The sequence below is a fragment of the Candidatus Limousia pullorum genome (assembly GCF_057405065.1).
On record NZ_CM171614.1, the window covers coordinates 2,253,745 to 2,272,447 of the forward strand.

Below are 18,703 nucleotides of genomic sequence, written 5' to 3' on the forward strand. Positions count from 1 at the left end.
CTCCTGATTTTATATACAATCTTTATCAATAACTTCTTTTAATATATTAAACTTATTATCAAGATTAATATAATTAATATTTAATTGTTCCATTAAAGACATTTCTTTTATCAAAAGTAAAACTTTATCAACTATATCATTTTCTACACTATTAATTATTTTTATAAAATTAGAATCTTTAATCCATTCATAGCTACCAATAATTTTATCATTATTTCCAGATAATACAATGCAAGGAGTTTTAGTAATGTAACATAAAATCATACCATGTAGTCTATCTGTGATTACAACTTTGGATTTTTTTATTTTATTAATAAATTCATATAATTCGTTATATAGAATATTAATATCATTTTCATTTCCAACATGTGTATCTATATATTCAACATTATTTTTATTTCTATTTATTTCATTGATCAATTTATCTTTTATATGTTTATCTATTCCATCTTCTTTGTCTTTTCTTAAACATACTAAAATATTTTCTCTACTATATGTTTGCTCAATATAATTTTTGTTACTAAAAACTATATCAGGAGCAATATAAAGATTCTTTTTTAACAAATTACCGTATTTTTGATAAGATATATTTTCTCTTAAAAATACATATAAGTTATCATGTTTGTTATAAATATGTTTTAATATTTTCTGTGAAAATTTTCCTGAGATATCATTTGTAAAATATATTGATTGAGGAAATACTATAATTTTATTATTTGGAAAATTCTTTATTATGAATTGTCTGCAATACTCTATATCATCATATAGATTTCCAATATTTCCTCCTCCTACTATAGTTATTATATCATCTTTTTTTATTATTTTTTTTAATTTTTTCATACTCTTAAAAGTTTCACTAATTAAAAAAAATACAACATCATAATCAGGATAACTTTGCTCCAAAAAATTTTTTTGAGAATATGTTATAGCAACATCACCTAAATTACCATAATTTGCTGCAAGAGCTATAATAATTTTTTTTCTATTATTAGATTCCATCTCTTTAAAATAAAAGTTACTTCCTTTTGAAAGTAAATATGATAAATATAGTTTTAATCTCAATAATAACATTTTTACCTCGCATTTAAATATTTTTATATTTTCCCAGCAAATATATAAGCCTTATTTGTTTATATTTAAAACATAAAAAGCAAATTTTTTCTCCTTTTGAACATTTTTTTATATTTTTGTATTTTATATCAGATATAATATCCTTATTTTCATCAATAAATGACTTTATTTCTTTTTTAAAAGCATTATAATTATTTAAATGACTAGCATTTTCGATACATTCATAAATTGATCTAATTATTACAAAATTAATTCTCTCGTTATCTATAACATTAAATTCTCTCAAATATCTTTTAATATAATTAATTCTATTTATTTCCATTTCTTTCTTATTAGGCCTATATATATTAGTTAGTGAATTAGAATTATAACAATAGTAATATAAGCATTCACTAAAAACAGTTATCTTTGTACTATTTTTATACGCTTCTATGTTAAAAAAAAGGTCTTCAGTATAAACTTCTCTTTCAGAAATAAAGCAACTATCGTTAATGACACTTCTTTCAAACATCCTTAGCCATAAAAAATTTGGTATTACCAGTTGATCAGAATTTAGAGGATAAATTTGGGGCAAAACTAAACTATCAAGGTAATTTTGTTTATCTATAACAATTTTTTTAATTTTAAAATCTTTCTTATTCATAATATTGTTTTTGTCAATATAAAAATAATTACATACAGAAATTTGTGCATTATCAATCTTAATGTTTTCCAAATGTTTATCAATGTATTCGTTGTGTAAATAATCATCACTATCAATAAAAGTAATATATTTTCCGGTAGAAACTTTAAATCCTTCATATCTGGCACTTGTCAGACCAGCATTTTGCTTGTGTATTACTTTTATTCTTTTATCAATCTTAGAAAATTCATCGCAAATTTTAGATGACATATCTGTTGAACCATCATCAACTAAAATTATTTCAATATCCTTATGTGTTTGAGAAATAATACTATTTACACATCTTTTTAAATACTTTTCTGTATTATATACTGCAACAATAATTGAAACAAGATCCATTTTCATCCCTCAATAATTTCTTCCAATTTCATTCCTATTGTAGAAATAGAGTTAAGTTTACTCAAAGCTCTACCTCTATCCTTTGCATTTAATTTCATTTCCTTATAAATTTCAGCATTGCTAATTATTCTTTTTATTCCATAATAAATACCCTCATATGAATTATCGGTTATTAATCCGCATTTGGATTTATCACCTAGAATTTCTTTCATTCCAGAGCATAAGGTAGTCACAACTGGTATACCCAATATAAGAGCTTCAATTACAGCCGTACTATACCCTTCCCTAAAAGACGAACAAACATACAAATCAGAATTTGCCATATAATTATATGGGTTTTCCTTAAATCCCATAAGTGTAACACAGTTATTTCCGTTATATCTTATAATTGTTTTTTCTAGATTTTTTCTTTCTTCACCATTACCAATAATATAAAGATGAATTTTATAATTATCTTCATTTCTTATTCTACAGCAGGCCTCTATTAATCTCTCAAACCCTTTTACTTGAGATAATCTACCTACAGAAATTATATTAAAACAATTTTTGGATAAGCAATTTTTTAAAGGTATATTTGCTTTTTCTAAAATATATTTACTATTTATTGGGTTATACATTACTGATGATTTTATTCCGTTCAATTTAGGAAACATATTAAAAAATTGATTTTTGGCAGATTCTGCAACAAATATAGTTTTGTCATATTTTAAATAGCATCTTAAAAATTCCTTATAATTTCTATATGGGGCTAAAAAAACTTTTTTATTATTTGAAGATGTGTGAACCCAGTTAATTATTTTTGTTTTGTTATAAGGACAACCACTAACTATTCTCGTAGTAGGCCCTTCTAAAAATGATATAATAACGTCATAATATTCTTTCACAAATTGTTTATATAAAAACTTTGGTGTAAATAATTTAAGTATATGTATATTGCCTTTAAATACATTTTTAAATATAAATCTGTAGTTTATATTTTTATTCAACTTTTCTATATATTTACCCTTGTTAAATAATGTTAAAACACATATTTCATGATTATTTTTACAATAAGAGTTTACTATTTCTGTTAATGCCTTTTCGGCACCTCCTGCCCCTAATGTAGGAATAATAAATAATACTTTCAATTTTTTCTCCTTTAAAAATATAAGATTGTATAAAATTACGATTATATTATATTAATTGCAAACATATATTTTAATAAAAAGTAATCGTAAGCGGACCAATTAAATCTGTATTAATATTTAAATAATAACTTAAATAAGGTGTATTTCTTACCTCATATAAAAAGTATACCGAATAAAATAATATGATAAACAATTTTACAATGGTTTTATCTTTATCAGTAAAAAGTCTATTAATTATCATCGGATAAAACAATAACAGATAGATATGAAAATACATAGCTATTCTCGCAAAAATCCAATTTATCGCTGCTAATGAATAGAAAGCAGCATTTAATATTATCATATTAGAATAAAAGTGATATTCCCTGTCATCATCTCTTATCTTATTCCTTGCCATAAAAGATAAAACCACTGGCACATACATAACCAACACTCTTATTAAGTTTGCTCCTGCATCACTATCAGTAGACAATGAATCTGTATAATTACCATACACAGTATTATCCAAAACATCTCCAAATGATGACATTATATATGAAAAATTTAAACATGCAAAGGCAAAAATAATTAATATAATAAATGTACTGATTTTCCATGCTTGTTTTTTGACAATAAAATAAATCGGTATAATAAATAATGCAGAAGTATGTATAGTAGATAACAAAATAGTTATTATAATATATATTGTAGGTTTTTTGTTAATTATATTTTCTCCAAAATAAAAAAGCACAGCAACAACAATATATTGTCTAAGACCATTCATTGTGCCTAATAAAAAACCTGCAGAAACCCAAAGAAATAATGATAAACCAATATCCTCACTTGATTTATATATTCTTTTAAATATAAATCCCATAGTAACTACAGAAATAATAAACAAGAAAAATTGTGGATGGTCATATATTTTTGAAATCAAAACATTTAATAAAACAAAGCCTGGTTCTTTTTTAGAAAATATATATGATAAATCAAAGACACTAATATTGCTGTATATATTAAAATTTCTCATATAATATCCTGTGTCACCAATTCCTGAACGCAAACCTGCAATAATAGTCAATAAGAAAAAATATATTAATATTAAAACATCATATAATGAAATGCTATCATTTTTATAATAACTATTATTTATACCTGTATTAAAATATTTTCTTTTACATGTATAATTAGAAAGAATATAGAAAAAAACTATTGAAATGATCAATAAAAAAAACCACACTGCTCCAACACCTCAAATTACGTCTTTATATTTATGTAACAATATAACATTAAACCTAACGGAATAGAAAAAAACACTAATAATTTTTTAGGAGCATTTTTGAACCATTTTTTTTCTTTATTAAGTAAACATTCTGCAACATAATGTATTGCAAATCTAAATTTATGTTTGAGAGTAGCTCTTGGATAATTCAATATAAATTTTCGATAAAAAATATAACTATTCAAATTTTTCTTATAAGTTTTTATAATATTATTTGTAAAACCATCTTCCATATATTCAACTATACATAAAGGTTTATTCATAACAAGCATATCGTATTTAAGATCGACTAAATAGTATCTATAGCATGTAGCAAACAATTTTTCCCCTTCAAATTCCGGAGATTTATATGGTCTCATCACTTCTGTACGATATACCATCTTTTTATCTCCTTTGCCTCCATATCTATTATAATAATCATAGACTTTTATACTTTTTACATCAGGAAGTTTTTTGCCAATTATATCGCCATTTTTAGTAATATCTAAACCAATAATACCTGCATACTCCGAAGCTTTATTAGCATTCCAAAAATTTACTATCAGTTCTACAGCATTATCTGTCATATAATCATCCGAATCAATAGAAACTGCTAATTCAGTAAAAATATTATCATATGCTATATTATATCCACTATGCATACCACCGTTTTTTTTATATATATATTTTATACATATTTTTCCTTCACGAGACCAACTGTCAACTAATTCCTTTGTATTATCTGTTGAACCATCATCAACAATTAGCCATTCAAAGTCTTTACATGTTTGGCGAATTAAACTACTATAACATTTATCTAAACAATACGCCCTATTATAAGTTAGCGTAAAAACAGTTAATAATGCCATATTTAAGTCTCCTTTATCAAATTCACAATAGTACTTCTCTGTTCACATATTTTAGGAATTTCTTGCAATAATTTTCTCTTTATAGCATCGTTGTTTTTTCTCATTTTTTCGAATTTTTCTTTCAATAAATCAAATGTAATACTTTCCATCGGTATATAATACTCATCCAAATTCAAATCTTCCATTATACCTTTTCCTTTATTTCCACCATATGTTATAGCAATAGATGGCACATATGAAGATAATGAAAAAATTACAGAATGAAATCTTGTACCCACCATATAATCAAATTCACTATATATCTTTTTTAATTGCAAGCATGTCAATTTTCTATTTGAAAATACAGCATATTCACATCTATTATTTAATAGTTTCTCTACATCATTTATACATGACATATCCTTTTCATGCGCTGAATCATCATAGACATGTTCAATTAATACTGGAAATATTCCTTGTGAATCTAACCATAAAATAAATTTTGCTAATGAATTTTGATAATTTATGTATAAATTATCTGCATTTTGATAACCAGTAAACCTGTAAGGTCGCATAGTAATACCTACACAAATTTTCTTTCCTATCGGTACTCCCATATTTTCTAATTCAAATTTTGAATCATAATTCTTGTCAACAGGTAAGTGAAAAGCAATATCAATAAATAGTTCTGATCTTATACCACATTCTCTATATAATTCCTCTTGAGATTTCTTTTCTCTAGCCATTACAACTTCACATTTAGATAAACATTTATGCATCATCTTCTTGACTAAAGGTGCGTTAAACGGTCCAAAAGAATTTGGCATAACAAAAACTTTTTTTCCTAACGATTGTGCTAAACGTATATGATATAAAAAATAATAAACCTTATATGTGTCTGCTAAACCATTATAAGCATGTAAAAAACCTCCGCCCTTCACAAAACACGCTCTTGTTTCCATAAACATATTTAAGCTTTGGCGAACTTCTTTACAAAAAAAAGGCAAAAATAATTTTCTAGTAAATTTGTGTAGTAATAGTTCTTTTGTGAATAAATCCATTAATGCAGTACATCCCCAGCTAATTTTTAGAAAAGTATCATACTTAATATTTTCTTTTTTTTTTGACAAACGCGAGGGATGTTTTAAAATAAAATTAACACACTCTATTCCTCTGCTTTGTGATTGTTGACTGCACTGTTGATTTGATAACATATAATATGTTCCATTATAGTTAGCATCTTTAGCAATTGACACTGTTTCCCATATTAAAGCTTGGTCACCCCTATTTCTATCATCACACCCAGGAAGTATTAAAAATTTATTCTCCATAATATTTTCCCTCCATATTCTATATTATTTTAGGTAAATCACATTATTATTTTACAAGTAAAATTCTGTGGCATTATCTCTATGTTTTATTATACATGGGTTCCCAATCACAATAGAATGCGATGGAATATTACAATTCACAAAAGTATTAGGTGCGATCATGACATCATCTCCTATAGTTATCTTTCCTACTATTGTAGAATTAACACCAATCCAAACGTTATTCCCAATAATAGGTACTCCGCATCTTTTTCCTCTGTTCTCTCTCCCTATAGTTACACCTTTATGAATGTTAACGTGATCTCCAATTATTGCTTCTGGATTTATTGTAATACAATACGGATGTCCAAGAAATAGACCTGGCCCCACCTTTAAAACAGCCGGTAATTCCACATGATTAAATTTTCTAAAGACACAAAGCACTACTAGATAAAAATATCTTAATAAAAAAAAATTAGAAGATTGTGCTTTTCTAAATGCTATTTGAAATAAAGGTAATTTACCATTTGGTCGTCTTTTTCTATCCTCAATCAGAGCTAAATTTTTCATATATAATATTCATTCCTTATATTTTATTTAAACAAAATTCAAAAGCTGTTTTCTATCAAAATATATCCTTTTAAATAGTTCATCTTGATTATATTTTCTTGTTGCGAAATTAAGTGAATTTACCCCAAATTTTTCTATTATATCATTATTATATATAATATTCTGCATAGCATTTAATAGCTTATTTTCGTTTTCTTTTTCAACTAGATATCCCATTTCCCCATCAATCATTGCTACTCTTATTCCTGGAATATCTGTTGCAATAATAGGCAATCCCATGGCTTCAGCTTGTAACATTGAGCTTGGTAAACCTTCCCTATAGCTCGGAAGTACAAAAACATCTGCTGCTCCTAAAAATTTTTCAACCTCTTTTGTATATCCTATAAATATGATATCTTTAGATTTTTCAGCCCAATTATAAAGATCTTTATCAACTGTATTAGTTGCTTCTGGATTTCCAACTACCATTAATTTAATATTATTATGTTTTTCAAGTAGTTTTTTTGTTGCAGAAAACAACTCATTTATACCTTTATCCTTAGTGATTCTGCCAACAAACACAAATACCATATCATCTTTATCAATATTATATTTTTTTCTTATCTCGTGTCTCCAAATTTCTTTTTTCGATATATCAAACTTCTTTAAATTAACTCCGCATGAGCTACCATTCCAAATTACATATCCTTTATCTCTAGGATACAAACCTTCATTATGTGAAAATTCTAAATTCAATTTATTATCGGGCTCAATATGTGTAGAATTTTTACATACCATTTTTTCTATTAATTTAAATATTCTTCTTTTAATTCCGGAAAATCCGACATATAAAATTCCCCACTGGCAATATAGTCTAACTGGAACTTTAGCTTGTTTTGCAGCAATAGATGCATACAAAGAAGCATTCGGGGTTGAATATTGTACTAAATCAAATTTTTCTTTCTTAAATAGTTTCTTTAACTCGTGTATCGCTTTAACCCCATCTAGGTTAATTCCTCTTCTCATATTTACTGGATAATAATGAATATAATCAGGAAGTATCTTTTTAAATTCATCATTAGCATTACATACAAACCATATTTCAAATTCACCTGTCTTATAAAGGTATTTCGCTAAATCTAGCACAAATGAAAGTAAAGTTCCGTGAACAGTTGTAATAAAACATATTTTTTTCATATATTCGCCTCTAAAATATTATATATGCGATATAAGCACATTATGTAGTAATTTTATCAAGTGGATCAATGGCTCCCCACATCAATTCTATCGGATTTGTCACACATTCATCTCTCATATCTTTACATGCATCTTCCCATTTCCAAATTGGCTTCCAACCTAAAACATTTTCACTTTTATTATGAGAAAGTAAAATTTGTGGGGTATCCGGCATATCCAAACGTGAAATTTTTTTAATAGGTTTACTTGAAAATGCATTAATTATTCCATCAACCATCTCATCTAAAGAGTATGGCTTATATCCTGGAAGATTAAAAATTCCACATACATGAGTATCGGCAGCGCGTACAACAGCATTTGCAAAATCCTTAATGTATAATAATTCTTTTTTTCTAGATGAATCTCCATAAACTTCTAAATCTTCTCCAGCAATACATTTTCTTACCATAGATCTCCACGGAAGAATTCTCTTTTCACCATTTAAATAATAATATGCATCCGGATGCCAACCATAAACCATAAAATGCCTAAAAATACATGGTTCAAAATTTTCTGCGATTCGCATATGCTCTAAAATATCTGTAGCCGCACGTTTGCAAATAGCATAAACAGCATGATCATTGCCATTTTTAGGAAAAGATCTAACAGCATCATCATCTATTGGATCAGTTGTTCCCCAAAAATCCACAACATCACTAGGTGTTGTATTAAATATTATTCTTTTAGACTCGTTTTTTTTCATCCAATTACATATATTTACTATACCCACAACTATACTTTGAACATAAGGCATCATATTCATATCAGCATGTGCAGGCATTGTTCCAGCCATATTTACTACAACATCATATTTTGTATTTGGAATAGCTAAAAAAGAACTATCATCTTCAAGGTTTACTCCTCCAATGTATTTTATATCTTTTGTAGCAAAAAACCCCCCATCGGAAATTCTTCTTCCTACTGCCACCGTATCATATCCATTTTTTTTAAGAGCTAATGCGCTATAACAACCTAATTGACCTGTAGCTCCAAACACAATTGCCTTTTTCATTTTACTGTTCCCCTTTATAGTTTTTTAATCATAATCTCATTATACTTCATCATATATATACCATCACAATAATTACCAATATTTTTTTTGTTGGCTATACCCTTCAAGTTCTCAATTATTAATTTAACATGGTCCACTCCACACTCATAAGCATGCGGATAACCTCCACCAAATCTTGGATTCACTTCTGAAATGTAATATTCACCATTTATATTAAATATATCTATATCAATTTGCCCTTTAAATCCAGCTTCTTTCACAAATTTTTCAATAAGTTCAAATAATTTATCATCCTTAAAACTTACTGCTTTATCAGTTTCTCCAGAACGCATCAAAATTTTTCTTTTTGTAAATATGGAAATTACTTCACCAGATATAATATCAATATATACATCTGCGCCAATTTCTACACCGTCTAAAAACTCCTGTATCATCATATCATCTCTTTGATAAAATAAAAATTCAGCAATTTTTTCGTTATCGGCTTTAGCAATAGCTATACTAGCACTTCCACTAGCAGGTTTTACAAATACGGGATATTTCAATGAAGAATTTTTAAAATCCTCAAAATTTATATATGAATCTGCACATTTATATCCGTGTTCTGTCAACCACTTATACATACTATATTTATCCAGACACATCTCACATAAAGAATAGGGTGATCCAATTACAGTAGTACCTATCGCTTCAAACTCTTTATAATGTTTAGCCAATAAACTAAGTTCTGGATCAATAAGGCTAAAAACACCATTAATATTTTCTTTAACACATATCTCAAATATGATATCTAGATATCCAGGTTCAGTCATACGTGGAACTATATAATATTTATCGGCTTCATACAATGCTGGTGCTGTACATTGCATATCAGTAGCAATTACTTTACCATTTCCTTCTAATGAGTTTCTAAAATATTGTACAATTTTATTTCTTGTACCGCAACTTAAAATTAAAATATTCATATATTATCACACTTCTCACTTAATAAAAAATCTTTAGCTGTATGCTTTTTTCTGATTAATATAATTTGAGAGTCTATCTTAGCAAAAACAGCTGGATAGAACTCTATAAATTGAGGAGACAATCCCATGGTGTATGCTCCTACTTTTTCAAATACTATCTTGTCTCCTAAATTAATTTGCTCATTCTTTAATTTAAAAAAACGATCTCCTTCCATGCAAGTAAATCCACATAAAATTTGATCTTTATTTACTTTTCCTCGTTTGATATTTCCATCTAAGTTATCAATATGATATGAATAACTTTTCTTACGCATTAATGGATCAATATGTATCCTACTACCATCCAATAACACAAAATTACTATTTTTTGTCGTTTTTATATCAATAACAGAAGTAACATAATCTATACCTGCACCAATTATTGACATGCCAGGTTCAACAATAATGTTTGTATTGTCGAGATATTTTTCTTTTGAAAAAATACTATAAATTAACGACATATACTCTTTAAAATCTGGCTTTCCAATAACACCACCAAAAAAGCCTCCACCTATATCAATATATTCTAAACTCAAATTGTATTTTCTAACTATTTTTACAGTTATATCACATATAGCCTTATATATATTTAAACTTCTCGTTTTTGAACTACAATGTAAATGTAATCCTGATAAAGTTATATTATTATTTCTTAAAAAATTTATCGCCTCAAGTAATTCTCCTTTTTCATACGAAAAACCAAACCTACCATCGTCTATTCCACATTGTGATTCACCTGGACAAAAATCTTCAAGACAAAAATTCACGCGTAAACCAATTTTACTTCTATTTTTATCAATATTCTCAATTTCATGTAACCAATCTAATTCTCTTTTCGAATCAATATTCACCACAGCTCCATTAGTAACTGCATCAATAAATTCTTTTTTTTCTTTTGCTGGACCATTAAATACTATTTTATCATATGAATAACCAAGTTCCCTCGCCAAATTATACTCATCAGAAGAAACAACTTCTGCCCACAGTCCCTTTTCTTTCATATGCGAAATTATCCAAGGAAGATTATTTGTTTTAAATGAATACCCTACAATGCCATCTTTCCAATATTCTCTTACTGCATTTTGAATACTTTCAACTAATCCATCAACTATTTTGGTATGTAGTAAAAAATACGGAGTTTTTAGATTTTCACACATTTATTTCACACTTTCTGATATATAATTAAGTTATTACTTCTTTTTTCTCTAAATTTTTTCTATTTCTATAGCTATCAAGATTTTCTAAATCATCAATACTTATACCCTTTCTAGAGATAACTATCTTTACTGTTTCATATAATATTTTTAAATCAGTTATAAATGTTGTATTATTAACATATTCAATATCATATTTGAATCTTTCATCCCAAGATACTGCATTTCTTCCGTGCACTTGTGCATATCCAGTTAATCCAGGCCTTACTAAATGTCTCTTTTTTTCTTCCTCTGTATAATATGGTAAATATCTTGCCATAAGTGGTCTTGGACCTACAATTGACATGTCGCCTTTCAAAATATTGAACGCTTCTGGAAGTTCATCTAAGCTTGTTGATCTCAAAAGCTTACCAAACTTCGTCAATCTTACATCGTCCGGAAGTAAGTTTCCGTTTTCATCCCTCGCATCTGTCATTGTTCTAAACTTATACATATTGAATATTTTCTCATCTTTTCCTGGTCTCGCCTGTTTAAAAAGCACCGGTCTTCCAAGCTTTATCCAAACAAGAACTGCAACAATTATGTATAGCCAACAAAAAACTATAATAGCTAAGAGTGCACAGATAATATCCAAAAGTCTTTTTATGTACTTAGCATATATTCCCTGTTTCCTTTTTTGCATACTAACCCCTCAAAATTAATATCTTTACTAAAACTTAATCAAAGCAACGCTTTATTATTTCAATAATCATGTCTTGCTGCTCCACCGTCATCTTATTATCACTCGGAAGGCACAAGCCTCTTTCGAATATGTCCGATCCGATATCAAGTGCATTTCCATCTTTGCCTAATACTCCGCCTGATATGTATGCATTGGTTTTCGCTCTACCACTACCTTCTCTTGTTATAAAATCATTCATTCTATAAATTGGTTGTAAGTGCATTGGTTTCCAAATAGGTCTTCCCTCTGCATTATATTTTTCAAGTGTTTCCAATATTTCCGTAGGACAACTCTTACCTGGCTCCGTAACATACAAAGCCTCATGGTCACTTCTTACCTGCTTGCACATTGCGTCTTTATTTATCATTAAGCAGCTCAGCCAGTAATTTGGTTCTGCAACTCCTTCTTCAAAAGGATTCATTATCACTGGCAGATCTTTAAGTCCCTCTTTATATCTTTCGTAGATCGCCTTTTTCTGAGCGATATGTTCTTCCAAGTAAGGGAACTGGCCTCTTACAACACCTGCGATAACATTACTCATTCGATAATTATAGCCAATTTCTTCATGCTGATACCAAGGAGCATCTTCTCTGGCCTGTGTAGACCATTTTCTTACTTTATTTGCTGCTTCTTCGTCATCAGTTAGAAGCATTCCTCCGGCAGAGCCGGTTATTATTTTATTTCCATTAAAAGAAATTGCATTATATTTACCAAAACTACCGGTTTGAATTCCTTTATATGAAGCTCCTAAGGATTCTGCAGCATCTTCAATGATTATTGCATTATGCTTATCACAAATTGCCTTTAACTCATCTACTTTGCCTGGAGTACCATAAAGATAAGCAATAATTACAACTTTCACATCAGGATAAAGCTCAAATGCTTTTTCCAAAGCTTTTGGATCCATATTCCATGTATCATATTCTGTATCTATAAATATAGGTTCGCCGCCCTCATATTTAACTGGATTTACAGTGGCATCGAAAGTCATATCAGAACAAAAAACTTTATCACCAGGCTTAACACCAGCCAACTTTACAGCCATATGAAGTGCTGCTGTTCCAGCTGAAAGAGCCACTGCATGTTTACAACCAACTTTTTCACAAGCAAGTCTTTCTGCTTCATTGATATTTTTACCAACTGTAGAGATCCAGTTTGTTTTATATGCTTCTGTAATATACTCAAGCTCCTCTCCGTGCATAGTTGGAGAACTGAGCCAAATTTTTTCATCAAATCTTTTCAATTCCACTCTGTATTACCTCTATCTTTATTTTTATCAAACATCATACTTTCAAGAATTTACCGTCTTCATTTCCTCAGTTTCTGCAGCCTTACGGTTTACCTCTTCCGGGGATTTGAATGTTGGGACTGCTTTTTTCATAGCTTGTTTCACTGTCTCGTCGTTATTGGTATGAACGGCTGTTCTGAGTATATCCAGCTTCTTTGAGATTTCCTCCATTGCAAGTGGTTTATCTCTTTCTATGAATATCAGGCTATTTTCCGTCTTATCGAGATCTTCATTTTTTATCAAAAGCTCCTCATACAGCTTCTCACCTGGTCTCAAACCTGTTTCTATGATATTTATATCCTTATATGGTTCAAAACCTGAAAGTCTTATCATATTCTCGGCAAGCTCCAATATTTTTACCGGCTTACCCATATCAAGTACGAAAAGCTCGCCGTTCTTTGCCATAGCTCCGGAGATAAGCACCAGCTGTGCAGCTTCCGGAATTGTCATAAAGTATCTTATGATTCTCTTATCGGTCAAAGTTACCGGACCGCCGTTTGCAATCTGCCTTTTAAACAACGGTATTACAGAACCGTTAGAACCCAAAACATTACCAAATCTTGTAGCTGAGAAGTTTGTTTTACTCTTTCTGCTCTGTACAATCATTTCGCACATACGTTTTGTTGCACCCATTACGTTTGTCGGGTTAACAGCCTTATCTGTGGAAATCATTGTAAACTTTTCAACGCCATACTTCTCGGAAACTTCAACTATATTCAATGTTCCGAACACATTATTCTTAACGGACTCACAGCAGTTGTGCTCCATAAGCGGTACATGCTTATGAGCAGCAGCGTGAAGTACAATCTGTGGGCGATAAGTATCGAAAACTTTTTCAAGCTGTTCCCTATCGCATATTGAAATAATTTCAACACACAGATCAAGAGAAGCACCATATGCCATTTTAAGTTCCTGCTGAATGTCATATGCTCCGTTTTCATAAACATCGAGAATTATGAGCTTCTTTGGTCCCATCTTTGCTATCTGACGTGACAACTCGCTACCTATTGAACCGCCGCCACCAGAAATCAAAATAACCTTATCTTTATAATAATTTCTTGTCTGCTCATTGATGAAATCAACCTGATTTCTGAACAAGAGCTCTTCTATTGAGAATTCTCTCATATGGCGTTTACCGCCTGTCTTGTTTACAGACTTTGCAGTAGGATAGTCGTAAACCTTGAGCTTATATCCGCTTGACTTATATTTTTCGTAAAGCTCACGTTTCTTCCCAGAATCGATCTCAGGAACTGCAAATATTATTTCCTGAATCGGAAATTCTGAAAGAGAATTTATTGTCGCATCATCTTCTGACAAAACCGGAAGTCCGTTGATATTTCTACCGACCTTCATCTGGTCTATGTCTATAAAGCATTTAGGCTCGTATGCTGCGTTTGGATTATTCATAAGCTCATCTGCCAGCATAACACCTACACGTCCTGCACCTACAATGGCTATATTTATTCTTCTGCGATTATGCAAGTCATCTTTTTCATCTTCACGCAATCCTGTTAATGATGATGTAGATTTTCTTACAAAGCTTCTCAAATTTGATTCGTCCGCAGAATGTTCGTAAAGAAGCTTATACGCAAATCTAAAAGTGATTGAAGCAAGCAAGTTCATTGCTATAGCTGTCATAAACACTATGGCGCTGACTTTTTCAAACGGGAAAAACAACTGAATAAATGCATAAGCTATTGCTCCTATAAAATCGCAAAATACAAGCATCAAATAGGATTTTGTTCCCGCATATCTCCAAATCTGCTTATATGTTCCTCCGATAAACCTTGAAACAAACACAGCTAAAATAGCCACGACCGCTTGAATTATTACATTCCACCAAGACAACGCAATCAACTTATATGATACAAAAAACAGAGAAACACACAAAACAAGTATCATCAAAATAAAGTCATATGCGACTAACTGCCATCTAATTCCGTTCTTCAAATCGTCTCTTTTTTTCAAAACCCTTTGCTCCTATCCCTTAATTTATTACAACAATTTTTAGATAGTTCCAAATCAATTGTAAAAAATCGTTTATTATCTTGTATAGCCATAAACATAGGAAAATGCAGTATTATTACGGTTAAGACACTATACTACATTTATCTTTCTATTTTATTTTATTACTTATAAGTATGGTTGTCAATGGAAGAAAAAATTTTTATATATATGTTTTATATCATGCTATAAACCAAATAAAATTTAGCGAAAATCATCAAAAAAGAAGATTGTATGCGATGATTGTATTTTATTGCCGTGATTTTTTTTCACTATATGTAAAATCATTCCAGTTTCAATGTTAAAAATATGTAAAAATTCTAAAAAAAATATATATTATAGTTATTTGTGTTTTAGCTTGTCATGACTTTCCATGATATACAAAAATTTGATAAAAAGCTGACTTTAAAATTTCGTATTTTCTTGACTTTTCTCCTTTTTAGAGCAATAGATACAATGTGAAAAGGAGGCTCTAATATGGATGATAAATATTACGCTAACGAAACAGATTTTCGATTTGCAGAATGTGTATTTTACCACATGGCAAAAGACAAAATTATTACTTTCGATGAATACGAAAAGCTTCGTGACAGGCTTTTGGATATCTACACTCCCCCTGTCAGTGAGTTGGAAAGAGGTTTATCATGGAAAACAAAAAAATCACTAAAATAGTCAAAGAACCATTATCAAATGAGGGTGAAAAAAATTTGTCAAAAAACAAAAAAGTTGCGGCTTATGCCAGGGTATCCAGCAGTTCGGCCGAACAGAGGACAAGCCTTGATACCCAGGTAAAATACTATAAAGCACTAATCAGCAAAAAAGAAAATTGGGATTTTATAGAAATTTACTATGATTACGGTATATCAGGATTATCCTGCAAAAAACGCGACGGTTTTAACAGAATGGTTGACGATGCCCTTGCCGGAAAGATAGATTTGATAATCACAAAATCTCTTTCCAGATTTGCAAGGAACACTGTTGACACACTTTTAGTTCTTAGAAAACTTACCGCTGCCGGAGTTGCGGTATATTTTGAAAAGGAAAACATAAACACCCTTGATGATGACGGTGAATTTATGATTACTCTTTTAAGTAGTCTTGCACAGGAGGAGAGCCGCTCTATGTCGCGCAATATCACTTGGGGACACAGAAAAAGGTTTTCAGACGGAAAATACTCCGTGGCCTACTCCCACTTTCTGGGATACGACAGAGGAAAAGACGGAACTCCTGTTGTAAATCCTGAGGAAGCTAAAATCGTAAGGCTTATTTACAGGCTTTATTTTTTAGGCGCCAACTTTGGCGGAATATGCGATTATTTAAACAAATGCAATATATTAACCCCCTGCGGAAATGACAGTTGGGATATATCCACTGTAAAGCGTATTCTTACAAATGAAAAATACAAGGGCGACGCGCTGTTACAGAAGACTTATAAAGCACATTTTCTGGATAAGCGTGCAAAAAAGAATAACGGAGCAGTTCCACAATACTATGTAAGTAATGGACACGAAGCTATAATTCCTCCTGAAATATTCGACCTTTTACAGGAAGAGATTGAGATGAGAAAAAAGCTTTTGCCTGGCTGTAAAAGCAAAATCACCCTTAATAACAAAGTGATTTGCGGTCTGTGCGGAAGCTCGTATATGAGAAGTAAAAACTTTTGGCGTTGCCGAAATCTATATGACAGACAAAAGCACTGTCCCAACATAAAAAACGATTATCTTGAAAGCTCCTGCGCCGCTGTCTTGAAAAAGGAGTTCAGTCAGCATACAAGTGTTATTGAAACCTGCGGCGCTCTATTGTCAGAAATAAGGCCTGAAATGGCAAAAAGTGAGTGTGTAAAACAAATTTTCGATTACATTAAAAATACAGACTCACTTTATTATGACGATTGGCTATGGAGAACTGCAATAAAAAATATAACCGTAACAGAAAATAAGGATTTAATATTTACTTTTACAGATAGTCATAAAATTGTTCTGAGTAAATTTAAGTAAAATTCGGTATAATGAGATATATCGTTGAACATTTTTTCGAATTTTTTCAAAAAAGTATTTACAAATGCGAAAAAACATTCTATAATTATATTATAAACATTTGTTCGCGACATTCACGACAATAATATCAATTAGGAATTGCTTTGATTTTTAGAGCTTTTCTCCTGTTGATTTTATAATATATAAAGGAAAGAGGTTTTTTGCATGAAACAAAAAATGAAGTGTCCGCTCTGCAACAAGCGTGCCTTTGACATTTCTTCTTTGCCAAAGGAAGAATTGAAAATTGAACTGAAATGACTCACTGTCACAACCTTGTGGTTGTCCCCTGCAATGCCCAGTCGGCGTTGCCGGAACGAAAGAACGAAATACGTTCAAAAGTCTCATAACAATTAAATCACATAAGAACATAAAAAAATAAAACATACCGAGCAACGGAGCCGAGTGTGAGCTACCAAATGGCCGGATGATTTACGAAACGCAAGTTTTGTAGTCATCCGGCTTTTTGTGTTTCGCAAACGGCTCTGTTTTTATTTTTGGCAGTTCATCTTGGCTCCTGAAAGGAGCTAAGCATGAAGATCGAATACAAATTTATAGATGAAGTTGTAACCATTGATATTGAAGACTGCTGGAGAGAAATTATTTTAGACCTGGACAGACTTGAATACAACGTAAACCACAAGGAAACTCGCAGACATACCTCTCCGGACAGCTACTTATACGAGGGAAAGGATTTTGCCTGTGAGGATAAGGAGCTTTACAAGCTTTTTGAAGAGGATCAGGAGAAAAAACTGCATATTGCTATCTCAAAACCGAAACCAAAGCAACAGGAACTTATCAAATCCGTGTTCTTTAAAAATATCAGCCTTACCGACTATGCAAAAAATGAGGGCGTCACTGTTTCCGCTGTTTCTCAGAGATTGAGCACTGCTTTAAAAAAATTAAAAAAATTTTTCTGAAATCCTTAAAAAAGCCTTTTCCAGTGGCTATATAGTGAAGGACTTAAAAATCTCCCTTCAGAAAGGATTGAACATATGAAACACAGCTTAAACATAAGCCTTTCAAAATCACAAAAAGGCAATAATGTTCTGCGATGCAAAAATGTCCTTATAAGAGAAAAGCTT

The 18,703-nt window shown here is 30.3% G+C and carries 17 protein-coding genes; 3 read left to right on the plus strand and 14 right to left on the minus strand.

Features of this window, described 5'->3' with window-relative positions:
• Nucleotides 1-9: 9 nt before the first annotated feature.
• From CGICJO_RS10360 to CGICJO_RS10425, 14 genes are all read right to left on the minus strand, one after another.
• Complete coding sequence (locus CGICJO_RS10360) at nt 10-1,071, minus strand: polysaccharide pyruvyl transferase family protein (protein ID WP_486498806.1); 1,062 nt, start codon at nt 1,069-1,071, stop codon at nt 10-12.
• 13 nt (nt 1,072-1,084) lie between these two features.
• Nucleotides 1,085-2,092, minus strand: a complete 1,008-nt coding sequence (locus CGICJO_RS10365; protein ID WP_486498807.1) for a glycosyltransferase family 2 protein — start codon at nt 2,090-2,092, stop codon at nt 1,085-1,087.
• A 2-nt stretch (nt 2,093-2,094) separates the two neighbouring features.
• Complete coding sequence (locus CGICJO_RS10370; RefSeq protein WP_486498808.1) at nt 2,095-3,219, minus strand: glycosyltransferase; 1,125 nt, start codon at nt 3,217-3,219, stop codon at nt 2,095-2,097.
• A gap of 70 nt (nt 3,220-3,289) precedes the next feature.
• Nucleotides 3,290-4,438: an EpsG family protein gene (locus tag CGICJO_RS10375; RefSeq protein WP_486498809.1), complete on the minus strand. Its 1,149-nt coding sequence runs from the start codon at nt 4,436-4,438 to the stop codon at nt 3,290-3,292.
• Nucleotides 4,439-4,455: 17 nt separating this feature from the next.
• Nucleotides 4,456-5,328: a glycosyltransferase family 2 protein gene (locus CGICJO_RS10380; protein ID WP_486498810.1), complete on the minus strand. Its 873-nt coding sequence runs from the start codon at nt 5,326-5,328 to the stop codon at nt 4,456-4,458.
• Between the two features lie 2 nt (nt 5,329-5,330).
• On the minus strand, nt 5,331-6,638 hold the full coding sequence (locus CGICJO_RS10385; RefSeq protein ID WP_486498811.1) for a polysaccharide pyruvyl transferase family protein: 1,308 nt from the start codon (nt 6,636-6,638) through the stop codon (nt 5,331-5,333).
• A gap of 51 nt (nt 6,639-6,689) precedes the next feature.
• Entirely contained in the window at nt 6,690-7,187 is a 498-nt protein-coding gene (locus CGICJO_RS10390) for a serine acetyltransferase (RefSeq protein ID WP_486498812.1), read from the minus strand.
• 27 nt (nt 7,188-7,214) lie between these two features.
• Nucleotides 7,215-8,363 (minus strand): glycosyltransferase, encoded by a 1,149-nt coding sequence (locus CGICJO_RS10395; RefSeq protein WP_486498813.1) that lies wholly within the window; start codon nt 8,361-8,363, stop codon nt 7,215-7,217.
• Nucleotides 8,364-8,403: 40 nt separating this feature from the next.
• Complete coding sequence (locus CGICJO_RS10400; RefSeq protein ID WP_486498814.1) at nt 8,404-9,414, minus strand: NAD-dependent epimerase/dehydratase family protein; 1,011 nt, start codon at nt 9,412-9,414, stop codon at nt 8,404-8,406.
• Between the two features lie 14 nt (nt 9,415-9,428).
• Entirely contained in the window at nt 9,429-10,379 is a 951-nt protein-coding gene (locus CGICJO_RS10405; protein ID WP_486498815.1) for an ATP-grasp domain-containing protein, read from the minus strand.
• On the minus strand, nt 10,376-11,575 hold the full coding sequence (locus tag CGICJO_RS10410) for a type III PLP-dependent enzyme domain-containing protein (protein ID WP_486498816.1): 1,200 nt from the start codon (nt 11,573-11,575) through the stop codon (nt 10,376-10,378). Before CGICJO_RS10410 ends, CGICJO_RS10405 begins: the two co-directional genes overlap by 4 nt.
• A gap of 25 nt (nt 11,576-11,600) precedes the next feature.
• Complete coding sequence (locus CGICJO_RS10415; RefSeq protein ID WP_486498817.1) at nt 11,601-12,254, minus strand: sugar transferase; 654 nt, start codon at nt 12,252-12,254, stop codon at nt 11,601-11,603.
• Between the two features lie 34 nt (nt 12,255-12,288).
• Nucleotides 12,289-13,494 carry a DegT/DnrJ/EryC1/StrS family aminotransferase gene (locus tag CGICJO_RS10420; protein ID WP_486500024.1) on the minus strand — a complete coding sequence of 402 codons (1,206 nt, stop codon included), beginning with the start codon at nt 13,492-13,494 and terminating at the stop codon, nt 12,289-12,291.
• A 90-nt stretch (nt 13,495-13,584) separates the two neighbouring features.
• Nucleotides 13,585-15,549, minus strand: a complete 1,965-nt coding sequence (locus CGICJO_RS10425; protein ID WP_486498818.1) for a polysaccharide biosynthesis protein — start codon at nt 15,547-15,549, stop codon at nt 13,585-13,587.
• 513 nt (nt 15,550-16,062) lie between these two features.
• On the opposite strand from CGICJO_RS10425, the gene CGICJO_RS10430 reads away from it, so the two are divergent.
• The 3 genes from CGICJO_RS10430 (at nt 16,063) to CGICJO_RS10440 (ending at nt 18,538) form a co-directional block, all read left to right on the plus strand.
• Nucleotides 16,063-16,257, plus strand: a complete 195-nt coding sequence (locus CGICJO_RS10430; RefSeq protein WP_486498819.1) for an SHOCT domain-containing protein — start codon at nt 16,063-16,065, stop codon at nt 16,255-16,257.
• Nucleotides 16,258-16,292: 35 nt separating this feature from the next.
• The gene (locus CGICJO_RS10435) at nt 16,293-17,582 is read left to right on the plus strand and encodes a recombinase family protein (protein ID WP_486498820.1); all 1,290 of its coding nucleotides are present in this window, start codon (nt 16,293-16,295) and stop codon (nt 17,580-17,582) included.
• Nucleotides 17,583-18,151: 569 nt separating this feature from the next.
• Entirely contained in the window at nt 18,152-18,538 is a 387-nt protein-coding gene (locus CGICJO_RS10440) for a sigma factor-like helix-turn-helix DNA-binding protein (RefSeq protein ID WP_486498821.1), read from the plus strand.
• Nucleotides 18,539-18,703: the final 165 nt, after the last annotated feature.

Coding starts and splice junctions, on each gene's coding strand:
- CGICJO_RS10380 (WP_486498810.1), bottom strand. CDS start 5,328: ATGGCATTATTAACTGTTTTTACGCTAACTTATAATAGGGCGTATTGT.
- CGICJO_RS10430 (WP_486498819.1), top strand. CDS start 16,063: ATGGATGATAAATATTACGCTAACGAAACAGATTTTCGATTTGCAGAA.
- CGICJO_RS10360 (WP_486498806.1), bottom strand. CDS start 1,071: ATGTTATTATTGAGATTAAAACTATATTTATCATATTTACTTTCAAAA.
- CGICJO_RS10440 (WP_486498821.1), top strand. CDS start 18,152: ATGAAGATCGAATACAAATTTATAGATGAAGTTGTAACCATTGATATT.
- CGICJO_RS10395 (WP_486498813.1), bottom strand. CDS start 8,363: ATGAAAAAAATATGTTTTATTACAACTGTTCACGGAACTTTACTTTCA.
- CGICJO_RS10405 (WP_486498815.1), bottom strand. CDS start 10,379: ATGAATATTTTAATTTTAAGTTGCGGTACAAGAAATAAAATTGTACAA.
- CGICJO_RS10365 (WP_486498807.1), bottom strand. CDS start 2,092: ATGGATCTTGTTTCAATTATTGTTGCAGTATATAATACAGAAAAGTAT.
- CGICJO_RS10400 (WP_486498814.1), bottom strand. CDS start 9,414: ATGAAAAAGGCAATTGTGTTTGGAGCTACAGGTCAATTAGGTTGTTAT.
- CGICJO_RS10390 (WP_486498812.1), bottom strand. CDS start 7,187: ATGAAAAATTTAGCTCTGATTGAGGATAGAAAAAGACGACCAAATGGT.
- CGICJO_RS10420 (WP_486500024.1), bottom strand. CDS start 13,494: ATGCACGGAGAGGAGCTTGAGTATATTACAGAAGCATATAAAACAAAC.
- CGICJO_RS10415 (WP_486498817.1), bottom strand. CDS start 12,254: ATGCAAAAAAGGAAACAGGGAATATATGCTAAGTACATAAAAAGACTT.
- CGICJO_RS10410 (WP_486498816.1), bottom strand. CDS start 11,575: ATGTGTGAAAATCTAAAAACTCCGTATTTTTTACTACATACCAAAATA.
- CGICJO_RS10385 (WP_486498811.1), bottom strand. CDS start 6,638: ATGGAGAATAAATTTTTAATACTTCCTGGGTGTGATGATAGAAATAGG.